18 protein-coding genes are annotated in these 18,303 nt (G+C 36.6%); 12 read left to right on the top strand and 6 right to left on the bottom strand.

Annotated elements, in window-relative coordinates; genetic code table 11:
* Window positions 1-2: 2 nt before the first annotated feature.
* From selD to ACMKPP_RS03200, 8 genes are all read left to right on the top strand, one after another.
* Entirely contained in the window at window positions 3-1,034 is a 1,032-nt protein-coding gene (gene selD / locus ACMKPP_RS03235; protein ID WP_008602898.1) for a selenide, water dikinase SelD, read from the top strand.
* A gap of 121 nt (window positions 1,035-1,155) precedes the next feature.
* The gene (yedF, locus tag ACMKPP_RS03230; RefSeq protein WP_039965367.1) at window positions 1,156-1,755 is read left to right on the top strand and encodes a sulfurtransferase-like selenium metabolism protein YedF; all 600 of its coding nucleotides are present in this window, start codon (window positions 1,156-1,158) and stop codon (window positions 1,753-1,755) included.
* A 124-nt stretch (window positions 1,756-1,879) separates the two neighbouring features.
* Complete coding sequence (locus tag ACMKPP_RS03225) at window positions 1,880-2,137, top strand: putative Se/S carrier protein (protein ID WP_008602895.1); 258 nt, start codon at window positions 1,880-1,882, stop codon at window positions 2,135-2,137.
* Window positions 2,138-2,277: 140 nt separating this feature from the next.
* The gene (locus ACMKPP_RS03220; RefSeq protein WP_024061402.1) at window positions 2,278-2,805 is read left to right on the top strand and encodes an SRPBCC family protein; all 528 of its coding nucleotides are present in this window, start codon (window positions 2,278-2,280) and stop codon (window positions 2,803-2,805) included.
* Between the two features lie 56 nt (window positions 2,806-2,861).
* Window positions 2,862-3,188, top strand: a complete 327-nt coding sequence (locus ACMKPP_RS03215) for a winged helix-turn-helix transcriptional regulator (RefSeq protein WP_008602892.1) — start codon at window positions 2,862-2,864, stop codon at window positions 3,186-3,188.
* Between the two features lie 40 nt (window positions 3,189-3,228).
* Window positions 3,229-3,936 (top strand): NAD(P)H-dependent oxidoreductase, encoded by a 708-nt coding sequence (locus ACMKPP_RS03210; RefSeq protein WP_008602890.1) that lies wholly within the window; start codon window positions 3,229-3,231, stop codon window positions 3,934-3,936.
* Window positions 3,937-4,093: 157 nt separating this feature from the next.
* The gene (locus ACMKPP_RS03205) at window positions 4,094-4,330 is read left to right on the top strand and encodes a GlsB/YeaQ/YmgE family stress response membrane protein (RefSeq protein WP_008602888.1); all 237 of its coding nucleotides are present in this window, start codon (window positions 4,094-4,096) and stop codon (window positions 4,328-4,330) included.
* A gap of 65 nt (window positions 4,331-4,395) precedes the next feature.
* The gene (locus ACMKPP_RS03200; protein ID WP_004693815.1) at window positions 4,396-4,632 is read left to right on the top strand and encodes a CsbD family protein; all 237 of its coding nucleotides are present in this window, start codon (window positions 4,396-4,398) and stop codon (window positions 4,630-4,632) included.
* 77 nt (window positions 4,633-4,709) lie between these two features.
* Here the strand turns inward: ACMKPP_RS03200 and ychF are convergent, their stop codons facing one another.
* The gene (gene ychF / locus ACMKPP_RS03195; protein WP_008602886.1) at window positions 4,710-5,816 is read right to left on the bottom strand and encodes a redox-regulated ATPase YchF; all 1,107 of its coding nucleotides are present in this window, start codon (window positions 5,814-5,816) and stop codon (window positions 4,710-4,712) included.
* A gap of 353 nt (window positions 5,817-6,169) precedes the next feature.
* Between ychF and ACMKPP_RS03190 the strand changes: the two genes are divergently transcribed.
* Window positions 6,170-7,342: an SAM-dependent methyltransferase gene (locus ACMKPP_RS03190; protein ID WP_008602884.1), complete on the top strand. Its 1,173-nt coding sequence runs from the start codon at window positions 6,170-6,172 to the stop codon at window positions 7,340-7,342.
* A 171-nt stretch (window positions 7,343-7,513) separates the two neighbouring features.
* On the opposite strand, the gene ACMKPP_RS03185 is transcribed toward ACMKPP_RS03190, so the two are convergent.
* The 4 genes from ACMKPP_RS03185 to ACMKPP_RS03170 form a co-directional block, all read right to left on the bottom strand.
* Complete coding sequence (locus ACMKPP_RS03185; protein ID WP_008602883.1) at window positions 7,514-8,290, bottom strand: ABC transporter ATP-binding protein; 777 nt, start codon at window positions 8,288-8,290, stop codon at window positions 7,514-7,516.
* Complete coding sequence (locus ACMKPP_RS03180) at window positions 8,287-9,294, bottom strand: FecCD family ABC transporter permease (protein ID WP_008602881.1); 1,008 nt, start codon at window positions 9,292-9,294, stop codon at window positions 8,287-8,289. Before ACMKPP_RS03180 ends, ACMKPP_RS03185 begins: the two co-directional genes overlap by 4 nt.
* Window positions 9,295-9,307: 13 nt before the next feature.
* On the bottom strand, window positions 9,308-10,408 hold the full coding sequence (locus ACMKPP_RS03175) for an ABC transporter substrate-binding protein (protein WP_039965365.1): 1,101 nt from the start codon (window positions 10,406-10,408) through the stop codon (window positions 9,308-9,310).
* 202 nt (window positions 10,409-10,610) lie between these two features.
* The gene (locus ACMKPP_RS03170) at window positions 10,611-11,582 is read right to left on the bottom strand and encodes a diaminopimelate dehydrogenase (RefSeq protein ID WP_008602878.1); all 972 of its coding nucleotides are present in this window, start codon (window positions 11,580-11,582) and stop codon (window positions 10,611-10,613) included.
* 291 nt (window positions 11,583-11,873) lie between these two features.
* On the opposite strand from ACMKPP_RS03170, the gene ACMKPP_RS03165 reads away from it, so the two are divergent.
* A complete protein-coding gene (locus tag ACMKPP_RS03165) occupies window positions 11,874-14,096 on the top strand; it encodes an autotransporter outer membrane beta-barrel domain-containing protein (protein ID WP_039965364.1) in 2,223 nt (740 codons plus the stop codon).
* 265 nt (window positions 14,097-14,361) lie between these two features.
* Here ACMKPP_RS03165 and ACMKPP_RS03160 read toward each other — a convergent pair whose 3' ends face one another.
* Window positions 14,362-15,591 carry an LL-diaminopimelate aminotransferase gene (locus tag ACMKPP_RS03160; RefSeq protein WP_008602874.1) on the bottom strand — a complete coding sequence of 410 codons (1,230 nt, stop codon included), beginning with the start codon at window positions 15,589-15,591 and terminating at the stop codon, window positions 14,362-14,364.
* Between the two features lie 337 nt (window positions 15,592-15,928).
* Between ACMKPP_RS03160 and ACMKPP_RS03155 the strand changes: the two genes are divergently transcribed.
* The gene (locus tag ACMKPP_RS03155; RefSeq protein WP_008602872.1) at window positions 15,929-16,948 is read left to right on the top strand and encodes a hypothetical protein; all 1,020 of its coding nucleotides are present in this window, start codon (window positions 15,929-15,931) and stop codon (window positions 16,946-16,948) included.
* 9 nt (window positions 16,949-16,957) lie between these two features.
* Window positions 16,958-18,133 carry an MBL fold metallo-hydrolase gene (locus tag ACMKPP_RS03150; RefSeq protein WP_008602870.1) on the top strand — a complete coding sequence of 392 codons (1,176 nt, stop codon included), beginning with the start codon at window positions 16,958-16,960 and terminating at the stop codon, window positions 18,131-18,133.
* Window positions 18,134-18,303: the final 170 nt, after the last annotated feature.

Raw genomic sequence — 18,303 nt, 5'->3', positions numbered from 1 at the left:
TTATGGTACGACTTACTGATTATGTGACAAGTGGAGGCTGTGCGTGTAAGATTGGGCCTCATATATTGAACCGTGTGCTAAAAGCTGTAACACCCGTTACTAACGAGCATGTTCTCGCAGATATGACTGGTGCTGATGATGCAGGTGTATATCAAATCTCTGATACCTTTGCATTGGTGCAAACCTTAGATTTCTTTACACCTATGGTTAATGATCCTGGTTTATTTGGTAAAATTGCAGCTGCCAATGCACTAAGCGATGTGTATGCTATGGGTGGAACCCCTTTAACCGCGATGAATATTGTAGGCTTTCCGGTTCCTCTCGTCGAGCAAGGTATTTTGACGGATGTGTTAAATGGGGCTGGTTCGATTGTAGCCGAGTCTGGTGCAGCCATTGTAGGTGGACACAGCATTGAAAATAAGGAACCTATCTTTGGGCTGTCTGTGACTGGTCAAGTAAATCCAAATCAGATTTGGAAAAATAAAGGTGCTCAAGTAGGGGATGTATTGGTGCTAACAAAACGCATTGGTACAGGTATTATGAATAATGCGTTGAAAGCAGATTTATTCCCTGTAGGCACGGAACAGGCCGTTACTAGTATGAGTACTTTAAATCGTGCAGCGGCTGAGGTGGCACATAACTTTACAGTTCATGCTTGTACAGATGTTACGGGCTTTAGCCTCATGGGACACTCCGTAGAAATGGCGAGTGCTTCTAATGTGACGATTCATATTAAAGTTTACGATATCCCTCTTTTTGATGATGTCATTGAGGCGGCTCAAATGGGGTTAGTTCCGGCTGCATCTTATGGTAATCGCAAGGCTATAACTGAAGTACAAGTTGATGAGGACTTGGATCCTGTATGGACGGATATTGTATTTGATCCTCAAACCTCTGGCGGGTTACTATTTTCTGTTCCTGCTAGCGAAGGTGAGCCGCTTGTTCAGGCCTTTTATAAGGCGGGCATTGACTGTGCTGCTATTGTGGGTACTGTTGAAAGCTTCAGTGGTTTAGCGGTACGCGTTACAGAATAAAATTATAAAAATCAGGTCTATACTATTGAGGATAGATATTTAATTAAATTATTATTAGCTGATAGCTGATAGCTGATAGCTGATACTTTCACAAATTATATGATGTATATAGAGGTGTATGATGAGCAATACAAAAGAATTAACGGTAGATGTGCGCGGTAGCTTGTGTCCAAAACCTGTTATTGAAACTAAGAAGGTAAGTGATGCGAATCCAAATGTTGTTATTACTACAATTGTAGATAATGAAGTGAGCCGCGATAATGTAGCGAAGTTTGGTAAGTCTCGTGGTTATGGTGTGGCAGTTCACCAAGATGGCAAGGATTTTTATCTTACTATGACACCAAATGCAAATCCGGTAACGGAAGTAAGTTGTGAACCTATGAACTATGGAAGTCGCGTCATTTTGATGACAAAGGATTACCTTGGTGAAGGTAGTGAAGAGCTCGGTAGAAATTTGATGAAAACTTTCTGGGTGTGCATGGTAGAAGCCGATGTGAAACCATCTAAGATCTATTTCATTAATAGCAGTGTTAAGATGGTAACTAACGATTCTGTTCATTTGGAAAATATTAGAAAGCTAGCTGATGCAGGTGTTGAAATTGCAGCCTGTGGCATTTGCCTAGATTTCTATGGTGAAAAAGAAAATGTTGGCGTAGGTAGTATTACAAATATGTACGCTATTACAGATGCAATCCTTGGAGATAATATTGTTAAGCTATAATATTAGTATTTTATTTTGATATATCGATTTAGAGCTACTGATTTAAAGTAGATTTCTTATTTCTAGAATGAATCATTGAGATGAAAGACATTTAATCGTATCTACTTTGGTAGGAGGTGAGGCATTGGAAAATAAAAAATTACTTATAGTCTTTACATCCTATTATTTTGGAGATAAGGCAGACAAGGTATTAATAGAATTAGATGTGCCTCATCAATTGATGGCTACACCTCCAGAGCTTTATGATATGTGTGGTTTATCTATAGAAATAGATCCGAGTATTGTTGAGCAAGTTAAGGTTATTTTAAAAGAACATAAGATTAGTACGTCGGGACTGTTTTGGTATGAAAAAGGCGAACTGGCCGTACCATATGAAGCTTAGTAGATAAAAATTAAGTCACATAGTTACTTTTTTGTAACTATGTGACTTTTTTGTGTGTTCTTGTTGGAATATACCATATGGTTTATACTGACATCATCAGCTGAAAACTAATAAAATTGATACTATAAAAGGAGTTTATTATGAATACAACAATGAATGCTATTAACTGGCCAAAAGAATACTTACCAGGTTTAACTGATAACTATGTATCTAATGAGGTGATTGTAAAAGGTATCACTGTAGAGGCTGTATGGGAATACTTAACAAATGCTGCTACATGGCCTTCTTACTACAGCAACTCTAGCGATATTAAGATGCTTAATCAAGAAGATACACATCTTATATCTAATACACGTTTCTTCTTTAAAACCTTTGGTTTCCCTGTGGATGCAGAGGTTGTAGAATATGTAGCACCTAGTGAAAATCAACCTGGTCGAATTTCTTGGCATGGTTGGGCTGGTGAAGTTGGCACTGCTGAGCGACTAGATGTTATTCATGCATGGCTTGTGGAAGAGCTTGATTATGGTGTAGTTCGTATTTTGACACAAGAAACACAAGTAGGTGAGCCTGCGAAAGAATTACATATAGCTAAACCAAATCCGATGCTTAATGGTCATCAAGATTGGCTTGATGGTCTGGTAAGTGCTGCTAAAAGTGTTAATAAATAATAGAAACTATTTGTTGCTAATTAAGGCTCGTGATACTATTAAATGAGGAGGTTTCTATGGAAGAAAAATTATTTAATTGTCCTGTAGAGGCATCCCTCAGTGTAGTAGGAGGTAAGTATAAATCTATTATTCTGTATCATTTGATGACAGATGGAACGTTGCGATTTAATGAGATACAAAAACTCATTCCTCAAGCGACGATTAAGATGCTTTCACAACAATTGAAGGATTTAGAAGCAGAAGGTATCATCCACAAAGAGATTTATCCAGTGGTGCCACCAAAGACGGAATATAGTATCACTGAATTTGGCGAAACGCTACGTCCTATTATCATGGCCATGTGTGACTGGGGACGAACCTACAAAGGGAATATGATAAAGTAAGTCCTTTATTATGTAATGTCATTTAGATAAGGAGTTATATATGAGCAAATATGAAATAGAAAATGTAAAATTAACAGCCCCTAAATTTGATCGTAAAGATTTAGAGTACGCTATGACATATCGTTATGCATGTAAGAAATTTGATAGCGCTAAAAAGATTTCTGATGATGATTGGCAAGGTATCTTAACAGCGGCGCGCTTGTCTCCAACCTCCTTAGGTTTTGAAGCTTACCAATTATTAGTTATTCAAAATCCTGAAATCCGTGAAAAGATGAAAGCTTATGGTTGGGGTATTCAAGCTGGTCTTGAAGCGAGTCATTTCGTAGTGTTCTTAACACGTAAAAAGGTGGATTTGGAATTTGATTCTCCTTATGTACGCTACATTCAAGAAGAGGTGAAACAATTACCTGCTGAAGTCGATGCTATCTATAAAGAAAAATATGCTCAGTTCACAACTGAAGACTATAAAACTTTTGAGTCTGATCGTGCTGCCTTTGATTGGTCTTCTAAGCAAGCGTATATTGTAATGGCTAACATGATGACTATGGCTGCTTATGAAGGCCTTGATTCCTGTGCATTGGAAGGCTTTAATCAAGATAAGATGACAGCTTTTTTAGGTGATGAACTAGGGCTCTTTGATACAAAACATTTTGGTATTGCCGTTATGGCTGCTTTTGGTTATCGCGATGAAGAACCGCATCGCAATAAAACACGTCGCACAATGGATGAAATTGTTACAGTAGTTTAATCGATTGCGACTTTTATAACTATATCGAATTTCTTCATTTAATCTTTAGAAATGAATGTTATATTATAAATATACAGATTATTTATAATATTTATAAAGCCCGTATAATTTGGTAGGATATTATAAATATATTGATTAAATAGGAAGGAGTGATCGTATGTTATGGTCAATTATTGTTGGTGGTTTTATCGGTTTTCTGGCAGGAGCCATCACTAACAAAGGTGGAGCAATGGGCGTTATTGCCAATGTTGTTGCTGGTTTAGTTGGTTCGTCTGTGGGTCAAGCAATATTTGGCACATGGGGTCCTAGCTTAGCTGGCATGGCATTAATTCCTTCTGTTCTTGGTGCTGTAATTGTTGTTGCTGTTGTTTCGTTTTTCTTCGGGAAGAAATGATTGCAATTTATTTGTAAAAATATAGCTAAATAGCTAAAAGGATTTTATATGAAAGGATCATAATTATGGCATTAGAAGATAAATTAAACCAAGCTAAAGGTGCATTAAAAGAAAATGCAGGTAAATTGACTGGGGACAAAAAATTGGAAGCAGAAGGTGCTGTAGAAAATACAGCTGCAAAAGTTAAAGACGCTGCACATGATGTTGCTGAAGATCTCAAAAAAGCAGCTGAAGATGTTAAAGATGCTGTAGATGGTGCGATTAGTGGCGTCAAAAATGTTCTTCATAAAGACGATAAATAATATTATACAAAGGCTATAATTAGTAATAAAAAACCAGTAAATCCTGAGATTTACTGGTTTTTGTTATATAAGTTTGTTTATACATTGAAGCGGAAATGGGTTACATCGCCGTCTTTCATAACGTAGTCTTTACCTTCAAGGCGTACAAGGCCTTTTTCTTTAGCCGCGTTTTGACTACCGCAAGCTTGTAAGTCATCGAAGGATACGATTTCAGCGCGGATAAAGCCTTTTTCAATATCCGAGTGAATTTTACCAGCAGCTTGAGGTGCTTTTGTGCCATTTACGATTGTCCATGCACGAGCTTCCATTTCACCAGCTGTGAAGTAATTGATAAGACCTAAAAGTGCATAACTTGCTTTGATAAGTTTTGTTAAGCCAGATTCTTCAAGACCAAGATCTTCAAGGAATGCAGCAGATTCTTCTTCGGATAACTCTGCAATTTCAGATTCGATACGAGCGGACACAACAACGATGCCAGCGCCTTCGTTTTTCGCATATTCCTCTACGCGTTTTACATATTCGTTGGAAGAATAATCAGATACTTCATCTTCAGAAATATTGGCTACATAAAGAGATGGTTTTGCTGTAAGCAATGTTAACTCTTTAATCATTTCCAATTCTTCTTCTTCAAGACCTTGTGCACGAACAGGTTTCGCTTCGCCAAGACCTTCGATGATGCGTTCTAACAATGGTAATTCAGCACGTGCATCTTTGTCGCCAGATTTAGCAATTTTTTCAATACGTTGTTTCCGTTTTTCTACGGACTCAAGGTCTGCAAGGCAAAGCTCAGTATTTATGATTTCGATGTCACGGATTGGGTCAATAGAGCCAGAAACGTGAGTGATGTTAGGGTCATCGAAACAACGAATAACTTGTGCTATCGCATCTACTTGGCGGATATGGCTAAGGAATTTATTACCTAAACCTTCGCCCTTGGATGCACCTTCTACGAGGCCAGCAATATCTACGAAGCGCATAGCAGCAGGAAGGATGCGTTTGGAACCGAACATTTCAGCCAATACAGCTAAACGATTATCTGGAACATCAACGACACCTACGTTAGGTTCAATTGTACAGAATGGATAATTGGCAGCTTCAGCGCCCGCTTTTGTGATAGCGTTGAATAATGTACTTTTACCAACATTTGGAAGGCCTACGATGCCTACTTCTAAATTTGTGCTCATGGTACCACCTTTTATTAACAAATTGATTTCGTTCTTTGTGAAAGTTTATAGCAATAGTTTGTTATAAACCTTATCAAATAAATATTATACCATACTAATAGGATGGAATTACTCAATAAATATAAAATAGATTATTTCAAAGTGCTATAATATAAATAGAGTTAAATATATTACTTAAATAATGTGATAAGTTCATATTAAAATATAGGATTAATATAGATTTTTATTCGCCGTAACTATATAGATATAATTTATAGGTGTATATATTAATAGGGTATGGAATGTATCCAATCATGTTAATGAATATATTTTTAAACCTATATAGTGAAAGCTAATAGGAAAGGAAGTTCAGTATGTTTTCCAAGCTATTTGATAGTTTCTTAGTCCATTATTTAGAACGTTTCAATGATCATTGTTTCACCGTAAAAATTGGAGATAATGAATATACAATCGGTGACGGAGAATCCGAGTTTACCGTCATCGTTAATCGCGATATTCCCAAGAAAGATTTGTTAATATCCGCAGAACTCGCCCTCGGTGAAGCGTATATGCGTAAAGATATCGAAATTGAAGGGGATTTGTTTAAAGCCCTTTGTGTAGTCCTTGGTCATGTAGGTAAGGACTCTATCAATCGTAAGGTACTTAGCTCGCTTTTTAATGCGGGTCTTAAAAAGAAAGATCAAAAACAACAAGTATCTTCCCATTATGATTTAGGCAATGAATTCTATAAATTGTGGCTCGATGAAACCATGAGCTATTCCTGTGCGTATTTTAAGCATGAGAATGATAGTCTCAAAGATGCGCAATATCAAAAGGTTCATCATATTCTTGATAAATTGTATTTAAAAGAGGGAATGACTTTACTTGATATCGGTTGCGGATGGGGATTCCTTCTCATTGAAGCGGCTCGTAAATACGGTGTTAAGGGCTATGGGTGTACTCTTTCCGAAGAACAATGGAAAAAAGGACAGGAACGCATTAAAGAATATGGCCTTGAAGGACAGGTTGAGATTGAACTTATAGATTATCGCGACGTAGCAGCTTCCGGACGTACCTTTGACCGTATTGTCAGCATCGGCATGCTTGAACATGTAGGTCGGCCTAATTTTCCTCTGTATATGGAGGACGCATCGGATATGCTTAAAGACGGAGGTTTGTTCCTGCTTCACTATATTAGTGATCCCTCTGAAAAGGAAACAAGTGCTTGGATTCGTAAATATATCTTCCCGGGTGGATGTTTGCCGTCCCTCCGCGAAATGGTCAGCCTCGCTTATGACTATGATATGAATGTCATTGATATTGAAAGTTTACGGTATCACTATTATAAGACTCTAATGCATTGGTATAACAATTTCCAAGGCGTCCGTGAGCGAGTAGAAGCGAAACGAGGCAGTGAATTCGTACGCATGTGGGATCTGTATCTTTGTGGATGTGCGGCAGGTTTCTACATCGGTAATATGGACTTGCATCAAATTCTGATGACAAAAGGTGTTACGAACGAGCTGCCGTTAACACGTTGGTATTAAGTAAGAGTAAAAATAGACTTATAGGACAAAAAAGAGACCATCTTAAGATGGTCTCTTTTAATTAGCGGCATTGTAACTATTTTATATTTGTAGATTATCGAAAGCACGTTCTGTAAGTTTCGTTAAAAATTTTATTGAATGAATATCATATATAATTGTAAAAGAACTTTATCATTCTTTAGTGCCAAGTACTATAAACCCTGAATAGGATTTATTATCCTCTTTTCCTACAATGATTTTGGTACGAACATCAAAGAAATCATTCAGATTATTTTCTGTTACAGTATTCTTGGTGGTACCTAAAATATAGTTATTAGGTTTTAGCATTAAAGTTTTATCAGATATTTGAAGTGCATGATCAGGATAATGTGTGTTCATAATGCAAGCAAGATTAGATTCATCTACGATGTTTCGAATAAGTGAAAGCATGGTATACTGATTTTTAAAATCTAAATGTGATTCTGGTTCGTCCATAATGAGCAGTTGTGGTTCACTCGCTAGTGCTCTGGCAATAAATGCCAATTGTAACTGACCTCCACTTAAGCTTGATGCTATTTTGGAAGCGAGTGAGGAAATACCTATTCTTTTTAGGACAGAGTGGACTATTTCATAGTCTTTATCTGTAGGTACAGAAAACATACCAATATGTCTACTGCGTCCCATTAATACGATTTCTTCTACCGTATAAGGAAATGATAACTCTCTTGCTTGCGGAACATAGCCAATAGGAGCATTATCATGGGGACTAACTAGTTTATTATTTATGTATATGTTGCCTTCTTGCAACTGCTGTATACGGGAGATACATTTTACTAATGTTGTTTTTCCAATCCCGTTCCTGCCTAAAATAGTCAATATTTCGCCCGATTTTATTGTGAAAGAAATGTCTTTGAAAATATAATCTTTTTTATTATAAGCAAATGAGCCGTTTCTCAATTCAAAAATCATTTCCAATCACCTCGTGTACGGTAAAAAAGACAAGCAAAGAATGGGGCCCCTACTAAGGCGGTGATTATTCCTATTGGTATTTCTGCAGCAATAGCTGAGCGTGCGATTAAATCCACGATAATCATGAAAATAGCTCCGACAATGATGGAGATAGGAAGTAGTTTCTGATGATCTACACCTATTAACATGCGACAAATATGTGGAATGACAAGTCCTACCCAACCGATAATTCCTGTGATGGTTACGCAGGCTGCAGTTATTAACGTGGCCATAGCAATGATAATTAGGCGTAACTTAAAAGGGTTCACCCCAAGTGCTGTAGCTTCCTCATCTCCCATAGAGAGAATGTTGATTTTCCAACGTAAAAAGTATAGCACAGCGCATCCAAAGATGATAGGAATAGAGACGAGTGAAACATTTTCGTAGGAAGCTGTAGAAAAACTACCCATTAACCAATATGTAATTGCTGGTAATTTGTCATATGGATCAGCTACATATTTAATTAGAGCTATTAATGCTCCGAAAATAGCAGAAACAATCATTCCTGATAAAACCAGTGATAATGACGTGATTTGGTTCCTTAGTCGAGCTAGACTATATGTGAGGCAAACACTGACAATACCAAAGATAAGTGCAAATCCCGTAGCATATATATTTATTCCAGAAATTAATATTCCCAGTGCAGCGCCAAAGGCTGCACCGGAACTAACACCTAATATATCCGGACTGACTAATGGATTTCTGAAAATACCTTGAAAAACGGTTCCAGCTATTGCAAGAGCTCCACCGACAAGTATGTTTAGTAAAATTCGAGGAATACGAAGATTCCAAATTACGGCGGATTCCATATCAAATGCAGCGGCAGAGTTTCCGTTTGATAAAATATTTATAACTTGTGTAGGCATTAGCATATATCGTCCAGTCATCAAGGATACTAATACAGTAAGAGCGAGAAATACTAAAAGGCAGAAAAATATAACTAGATATTTATTTTGAGAGCTCATGAGTACTCCTTAGTTAAAATGTGGGAGTGTTATTTATAGAAGTATTTAAGATGGTATTAATTTCACTATCTGTGAGATTATAGTGGTAGAAGGTACTGTAAAATTGTTTTAAATCGTCACGTAATATATAGTCATTAAAAGTGTCAGGTTGAATGAGTTGTCCCATCCATTTCATCATTAATGGTGTTTCTACATTAGGTGCATCCCAACGATAGATTCCCATAGGTGCTTTATAAACTCGATGCGTTTTTACAGCTTTTATGTTACTCCAATTTTGACCTTCAAGCTTATCCTGATAAATATCATCAGGTGTAATAGAATCAAAGTTGCTTAATATAATTATATCGGGATCCCAGGTCATGATTTCTTCCATTGAGACTTTAGTCCAGCTACCTTTTGTATCTTTTGCAGCATTTTCACCACCTGTCATAGTAATCATGAGTTGGTTGACAGATTTGTTCCCTGCAACAGTTAAATTCTTATTTTGTAAATATAATACTTTTGGCTTATTTGGTAACGCAGAAGCATTTTTTTGTTTAAAATATGCTTCTGAATCTTTATGGTATGAGATTAAGGCTTCAGCTTGTTCCGGCTTATCTAGAATCTTCCCTAATAGACGAATTCCGTTTTGAATATCTTCCAATGTTCCATACTTTATGGATACAGCAGGTATACCTAGCTCTTTAAGTTTTTTTGCTACTTCTGGTTGATAATCCCAAATGATGACAACATCAGGCTTTAGCTTAGCAACTTCTTCAAAATTAACATTGAAATTGTTGTCTACAAATGATGAGTTAACATTTTCTAAATCAGGCGCTAACGTCTTAAATATACTGGCTTCATATGATTTTTTAGCTGATGGATGGATACCTACTATTTTTTTATCGCTACCATCAACTGCATATACAATAGAGGTCCATGGGATAGGGACGATAGCGATACGATTAATTTCCTTCTTCATAGATACGTCTGTACCGGTTAAGTCTGTAACGACTTTTATATTGTCTTTGGTTGTATCATTTGGACCAACAGAATTAGTACAACCGGCAAATAGTAGGGGACATATTAATAATCCTGCCATAAGACTATTGTGTATAAAATTTTTCAGTTTCATACGGCACCTCCATGATGGATATAAATGAAATAAACTTATCCTAGCATTTTAAAAAATAAACTTCTAATTCCTAATTTTTATGTACATATAGAAGAATATTATAAAGTTAAAATATGTAAAAATATCCGGTAATAGAGTTTCTGATAGTTTTTTTGGTATAAAAAAGGCCCTCAACTATTAAGTCGATGAGGACCTCGCTCTATTATAGAGAATGTGCTCTTAATTCTTCAGCAGATTGTGTGGAAATCCAAGCTGGTGGAATGTCGAATACTGTATAGCAACCTGTGCCGCCGTGTTTAGCAAGTCGGTAGAGACCACGAGCGTAAGCAACAAGTGCAGAGCCTGTAAATTCAGGGTTAGAGTCAAGTTTCAAGGAGTACTCAATAACGTGACGTGTGCCTTCTGTACTTTCACCAGAGCGAAGAACGAAGCCACCATGTGGAATGCCTTTATGGTCGCGATCAAGTTCTTCTTGGGAAATGAAGTTGACTACAGTTTCATAGCCTACGAAGTAGTTTTCCATAGTTTTGATTTCGTTTTCGATTTTAGCTTTGTCCGCATCAGGAGCCGCTACTACATAGCACTCACGAAGGTGACCTTTATAGCCATCAACATCTGGAGTTTCGCCGTTACGGATAGCTTCTAGGTATTGTTCTTTAGGCACAGTATATTGACGAGCATCAAGAACACCATCGATACGGCGAATGGCATCGGAATGACCTTGGGATACACCACGGCCCCAGAATGTGTAGGATTTACCTTTTGGTAAGATTGCTTCCGCGTAAACGCGTTGCAAAGAGAACATGCCTGGATCCCAACCACAAGAAATTAATGTAGCAGTTTTGGCCTCTTTAGCTACTTTGTCTACATTAGCGAAGTGTTCAGGAATACGTGCATGTGTATCGAAGGAATCGATACAGTTAAAGTATTTTGTTACCATCGGTGTTTGTTCGATAAGATCTGTTGCAGAACCACCGCAAAGAACCATTACATCGATTTTGCCTTTAAAGTTAGGAATATCTTCCATCGTGTAAGTAGGTACACCAGATACAGTTTCAATACCTTGACGGCGAGAGAATACGCCGATGAGCTCCATATCAGGTTGTAACTGAACAGATGCTTCTACGCCACGAGCTAAGTTGCCGTAACCAACGATACCAATACGAATATTCATATTAGCCTCCTATATAAGTTGAAATTTAATAATTAACATATTTATTATAGCATAAAATTAATAGCTTTTAATATTTTTCTATAGAGTTTATTAGATGGTATAGAGAATAATTCATATTTAATTTAAATAAGTAATTTGTGCACAACTATATCGATACATAGCGTGTTGTTATAGGGGACAAATAATAAATCATATGAGTAGAAATTGACACATATACCCTGAATCTAGATACAATTAAATTGGTTATATTAGCTAGTTATGTTCATAGTTGAAGTGTTAAGGAGGTATAACATGAGAAGAAATGTAAAAACTACTGTTATTGCTGCATTAATCGTAACAGGTGCTAATGCTTTTACCATGGTATCAGCCACAACTGTGGAAAGTCATACAGATGGGAAATCCATTGGTCTTAATTTGTGGGGGGAAAAGAGACATTATACAGATGACTTAACTGTTAATGTATCAGGTTTAGGTGTAAATGGAACAAAATATCATAATAATGTTACAGGTATTTATGCCCTTGATGGGACACAAGTTGCTATCGATAAAAATGTAACTGTAACAGTTAAAAATCCAGCGCCTGCAGAAAGTGGCGCGAAACGTAGACCTGATTTGGCACATTATTATATGAGCGGTATTTATGCTGGTTATGGTGGACTTACTAATGATGGAAATAACGATGATACTCGAATTACCGTAAAGGGTAATGCTAAAGTCGATGTTGTCGGCGTTGGTTTGCAAGCCAATAAAGATGGATATATTCGCATACTAGGTGGGGCTGATATAAAAACATATCCTTTAGATACCTCTGATACCTATTCTGCATTATCTGAAGAAGGTTTTGTTTATGTAAATACAGGTATGGATGGCTTACATCCGGGAACGAATGATGTGAAGATGTATGGTAATATAGGATTTTTAGATAAAAACTATGGTATCGACAAGAATCCACATAACCATGGATCTGAAATTTCTTTAGGTTTAACAACATCAAATTCTAAATTGGTAGGGGGCGTACTTAATGAATTTGATGAAAGCAACAACAATCCGTACCATGGTGGTTTGCGATTGTACTTACAAAATGGTGCGACTTGGCGCAATGAATGGTTAGGAGCTGAACGCGTATATCCTACACAAGGTCGCCCTAATAATGCAAACTATTTATATACTGGTAGTCGTGTAGAACATTTCATTGGTGGTAAAGATATAAATAGTCAAGGTATTATCCAAGCCGTAGATCCACGACCTATTACTATTAACAACTATGCTGGTCATGCAGCTATCGACTATGAAAAGGGAGCCCCTGCGACTGCACAAGGTAAGGGCAAAGTCGTTATCAACCATGCTGATAAAGGTTCTTCTGTGACTATGCGCAGTTCGGCAGATGCACTTAAAGGGTATGCAAATATAGACAACCCACGAGGCACTTTGCAGCAGTTGGCTAATAAATTAACATATACCGGCTTTACTAAGGGTGAACGTAATTTAAATGTGAATATTCAAGTCGATTCAGGCCTTATTAGCCCTGCATATTCCACTAAGCTTGGTACAGGTAGCTTTACTGTTGATGGGAAACCTAGTATTACTGACCAAGCGGTTGTGACAGCTCGTGAAAGCGAAGTTGTTTCTGGTGCTAAGAGTGCGTTAGTCTCCTCTGTGATGCAAATGAGAGCCGATACGAATGATTTACAACGTCGCCTCGGTGATGTGCGACTCAACTCCAATAAGCATGGTGTATGGGGAAAATACATCGGTGGTAAATCTAAAATTACGGACAGCGCCTATGTAAATCAAACCTATAACATGGCACAAGTAGGCTATGACATATTGCGTGGCGATTGGACTATTGGTGGGGCCTTGTTATATGGTACAAGCAATAGCGATTACGCTTTAGGTTCTGGATCCGGTAAAACCGCAGGTTTAGCATTATACGGTGCAAAACAATATAATGATGGTCGTTATTTGGATGTGATTGGTAAAGTAAGTCGTTTGAAAAATGATTTCACTGTACGCAATAGCTTGGGTACAAGTTTGAGCGGAGATTACCACAATACAGGTACCTCTTTGAGCGTTGAATATGGTAAACGAATCAAGAAAGACAATGGTTTTTACATCGATCCTAATGCAGAATTGACGCTTAGTCGATTGTCTGGTGTAAATTTTGATGCTCGTACAAATACAGGTAGCACAGTGCACATTAACTCTGATGCGGTAAACTCCGTTATTGGTCGTATTGGTGTAGGCATTGGCAAGGAAAGTAAGAATAGCAACCTTTTCCTCAAAGCAACATTAGCGCATGAATTCTCTGGTAAAATGAAAGCTACTTATAGCATGACCGGTGAGCCAACTACAGGCAGTGAAGTGAACCTTAAAGATACATGGTTAGATCTTGAGTTAGGTGGTTCATGGAGTGTACGTCCTAATACATATATTTATGGGACTTTCACTAAAAACTTTGGTGCTATCGTAGACAATTCCTATCGCATTGACGCAGGGATTCGTCATAACTTTTAATTAATGGTAAATATAGCGGACACAAATAATATGGGGATGTTATTTGTTAGTACTATAGTGTTAAGGAATACTAGAATTAAATATTCATATATGTAAGGGTATATAAAAAGACCGATTACATTCCTATTGAAGGACTGTAATCGGTCTTTTGGTTTTATAGATATAAACTATTTTAAATCACATAATCCAGATTTAATGTAATCTAAATATAAATCAAGATATAAATCAAGATATAAATCTAAACCTAAATATAGACATAATCATATTAGAATTGTAATGTTTTGATTCTTTCAACGGCGCGAATTGTATTTTCACGACTGCCGAATGCTGTTAAACGAAGGTAACCTTCACCATGAGGGCCAAAGCCAGAGCCTGGTGTAGATACGATTTGAACTTGTTCGAGCAAGATGTCGAATAATTCCCAGCTAGTCATGTTGCCAGGTGTTTTTAGCCAAATATATGGAGCGTCAACACCGCCGTATACAGTAAGGCCGATAGATTCAAGACCTTCTTTGATGATGCGGGCATTTTCTTTATAGTACGCAATGTTTGCACGTGTTTGTTCACGTCCTTCTTTTGTGTATACTGCTTCTGCACCACGTTGGATGATGTAAGGAACACCATTGAATTTAGTGCATTGACGACGGTTCCACATAGGGTTTAGCGGTTGGCGTTCACCAGATTTAGTTTTGCCAGTGACCTCTTTAGGTACTACTGCATAAGCACAACGTGTACCAGTGAAACCTGCAGTTTTAGAGAAGGACCGGAACTCGATAGCCACTTCGCGAGCGCCTTCGATTTCGTAGATAGATTTTACAGTATCTTCTGTGCTGATGAAAGCTTCGTAAGCGGAGTCAAACATCAAAATGGCATCATTATCTTTACACCATTTGATCCATTCTGCCAAACGAGCACGGCTCAAAACAGTACCAGTGGGATTGTTAGGCGAGCAAAGATATACGATGTCTACGCGTTCAGACGGGAATTCTGGAGAGAAGTTATTTTCTGCATAAGTAGGGAGGTATACAACCTTTTGGAAGATGCCATCTACAGCTTCGCCAGTACGACCACCCATAACATTGGAGTCAAGGTATACTGGGTATACAGGATCAGTAATGGCAATGATGTTATCTTCGCTGAATAATTCTTGAATATTACCAACGTCAGATTTTGCACCATCGGAAACGAACACTTCGTCAATAGCGATATCTACGCCCAATGGTTTGTAATCGCCATCAACAATAGCCTGACGTAAGAAATCATATCCCTGTTCAGGGCCATAACCTCGGAATGTTTCAGCTTTTCCCATTTCTTGAACAGCTTTGCTCATAGCATCGATAATTGCTGGAGCAAGTGGTAATGTAACATCGCCGATACCAAGACGAATGATATCTGCATCTGGATGAGCTGTTTGGTACTCATTTACTTTTTTAGCGATATTAGCGAATAAATAAGAACCTTGAAGGTTTAAGTAGTTTTCATTGATATTAGCCATAATGACTCCTTTTTATAATCAGATTTCTCTATATATAGTAAATTATATAGAATAATGACGCAAGGATTTTCTATAGAATTTTCCATTAATCCAAATAGTGTAAATATTTTTAATAAAATAGATTAAAATATGGGAAAATTATTACTCATTGATTGTAATAAAGTATATATAGATAAAGAGACTATTAGTATTTAATTAATCTTTTCATTATTTACTCATAAAATCGTTGTTGATATAATGAATTTAAGATTAAAAACCTTGATTGTTTGTATGTGATAAGAGCTAAATTATTGGCTTTGTTAAGGGGTATAAATTGCTTTTAGGGAGGCATATCATTATGGTAGATTGTAAGATGTCTATTAAGAAAATTTTTGATCGGATTAAGCGAGTTGATAAGTTTGAAGAGTTTAAAACGACCTATGGCTTAACTGTTCCTGATGAAAAGGAGAGTACGAAATTTGCAGCAAATTTTTATAAGTCAGCTGTTGTAAATTACAAAGGCTGTGTAAAAGACTCTAAGAACCTTTATAGTGAAGTTATTGCCGAAACCCTTGTGAATGATAATTTTATAAAGGACTGGTTAAATTTAATACCTGTAAGACCAGAACATTTTAAGATAAATCATTCGCATAAAGATGAAAGCCTGGAAAGCATAAAAATCACAAATCGAAAAGAAGAAATATTAGCCAAGTTATTATTCTATCAAGGTAATATTGATGGGCTAGGATATATTTTTGATTATCAAACACCATTAAAAGAGACACAAAATGATTCTTATGGAAAAATAGATTTATTAGGCTATAACCAAGATGATGAATGTTATTCTGTCATTGAATTAAAATATCGACCTTCTGGCAGTGAGGAAACTTTACTACGATGCGTTTTAGAGGCATATACATATTATAAGTTGCTTGATATAAAACAGATTGAATCTGCTGTCAGCCATGATGGTATACAGGATTTAAAGAAATTACCTGAATATAAATATACGAATGAAGCTGAGCTAGTCATTTTGTTTGATGAAAAATCTTGTACCAAAGATGACGGTGGAATAGAAACTAATTTGATGCTTCGTATTGATTCAAAGGCAGTAACGGAAGATAGTTATCCATCCAAAACTGTTGTGTCACAACAGTTTAAAGAATGCAAAGAACTGATAGATTCTGGCAAACGTAAGCAGTTACGAAATTTATGTGAAAATATTTTGAAACAAGAGCCTGAATTAAAACAAATTCGTTTTGTTGTATTACAAGCTCAAAAAGTAAGTAAAGCACCTTATAAAAATAAAGTAGATAATTGGTCAGAAAGTTTAGATCGTTTATATCGAGCAGAAACATTGCTTACCATTTCTAAGTAAAGGTTGAATATGAATATTGTTGTTCATCGTGGCACACATCAGATTGGTGGTAGTGCTATAGAAATTAGTACAGCATCTACTTGCATTATGTTAGATTTTGGTAATGAATTAAGTTTAGATGAAAAGTACACACCTATAAATCTGGATATAGACGGCGTTACAAAAGGAAAGCCGGATTGTGACGGTATTGTGATTTCTCATTATCATATGGATCATTTAGGCCAATTAACCTCTACAATACCAGACGTTCCATTATATATGGGTGAGTTAAGTAAGGAAATCGCTCTAATAGGTGCTGAATATCAAGACAAAGATTTATACTTACGACTATTAGGTGCTAATACATTTCGTGGAGGAGAAGCTTTTTCTATTGGCGACATACGCATTAGACCTTTGGTTATAGACCATAGTGCTATTGATAGTTATATGTTTGTTGTTGAGGCCGGAGGTAAACGCATTTTATATACAGGTGATTTCCGGATGCATGGGTTGCGCCATCACGTATTAGACAAATTAGTTAACACCTATATAGGTGAGGTTGATGTATTAATTACAGAGGGCACCTCATTGTCTAGAGACGCAGATGATTGTATATCTGAAGCGGCCGTATTAGATGATATTTCTTCATATATTCAAGATGGAAAATATGTTTTTGTTATGTGTTCATCTACGAATATTGATCGTATTATGGGAATTTGGCAGAATATGCCAACTGATAAAGTACTCATTTGTGATGCTTATCAGAAAAGAATATTAGATACTGTGATTAATAATGTATATTATGAAAGTTCTTTGTATCGTAGACATGATAGCCCATTAGTTATTGATAAAGGAATGTATCCTAAATACTATATGGAACATGGATTTGTATCTTTAGTAAGAGGGACAGAAAATTTTATTTCTAAAATTAAAGAGTTCCCTAAAGATGATGTACGTATTATATATTCCATGTGGATAGGATATATTGAGGAGAATTTAGCATTGAAAGAATTGTTAGATACATATTCATCTTATATATGTCATGCCAGTGGTCATGTCTCAAAGGACGATTTAGTTCAGTTCATAGAAATGGTTGATCCTGATATTGTTATTCAGGTTCATACTGATATCCCTGAAAAACTAAAGAGAATACTACCTAATAGAAATGTTTATGTCGTTGATGATAAAGAGCCATTTATCATATAATTCGTTTAAGAAATTCTATTTATGTTGTATAATAGATAAAAAGAGAGCCATCAACGTGTGGTAGCGTTAGGCTCATCTTATAAATACTTTTTAAGGGTTGCCTAGCGTGCGAGTATTTTGAATACTCTGTTGCGTTAGGCTTTTGTCTTTATACTATTTGAATAGTGCAA

The sequence above is a fragment of the Veillonella parvula genome (genome assembly GCF_048309325.1).
GTDB lineage: Bacteria > Bacillota > Negativicutes > Veillonellales > Veillonellaceae > Veillonella > Veillonella parvula_T.
This window is presented reverse-complemented; position numbering and strand designations above follow the sequence as displayed.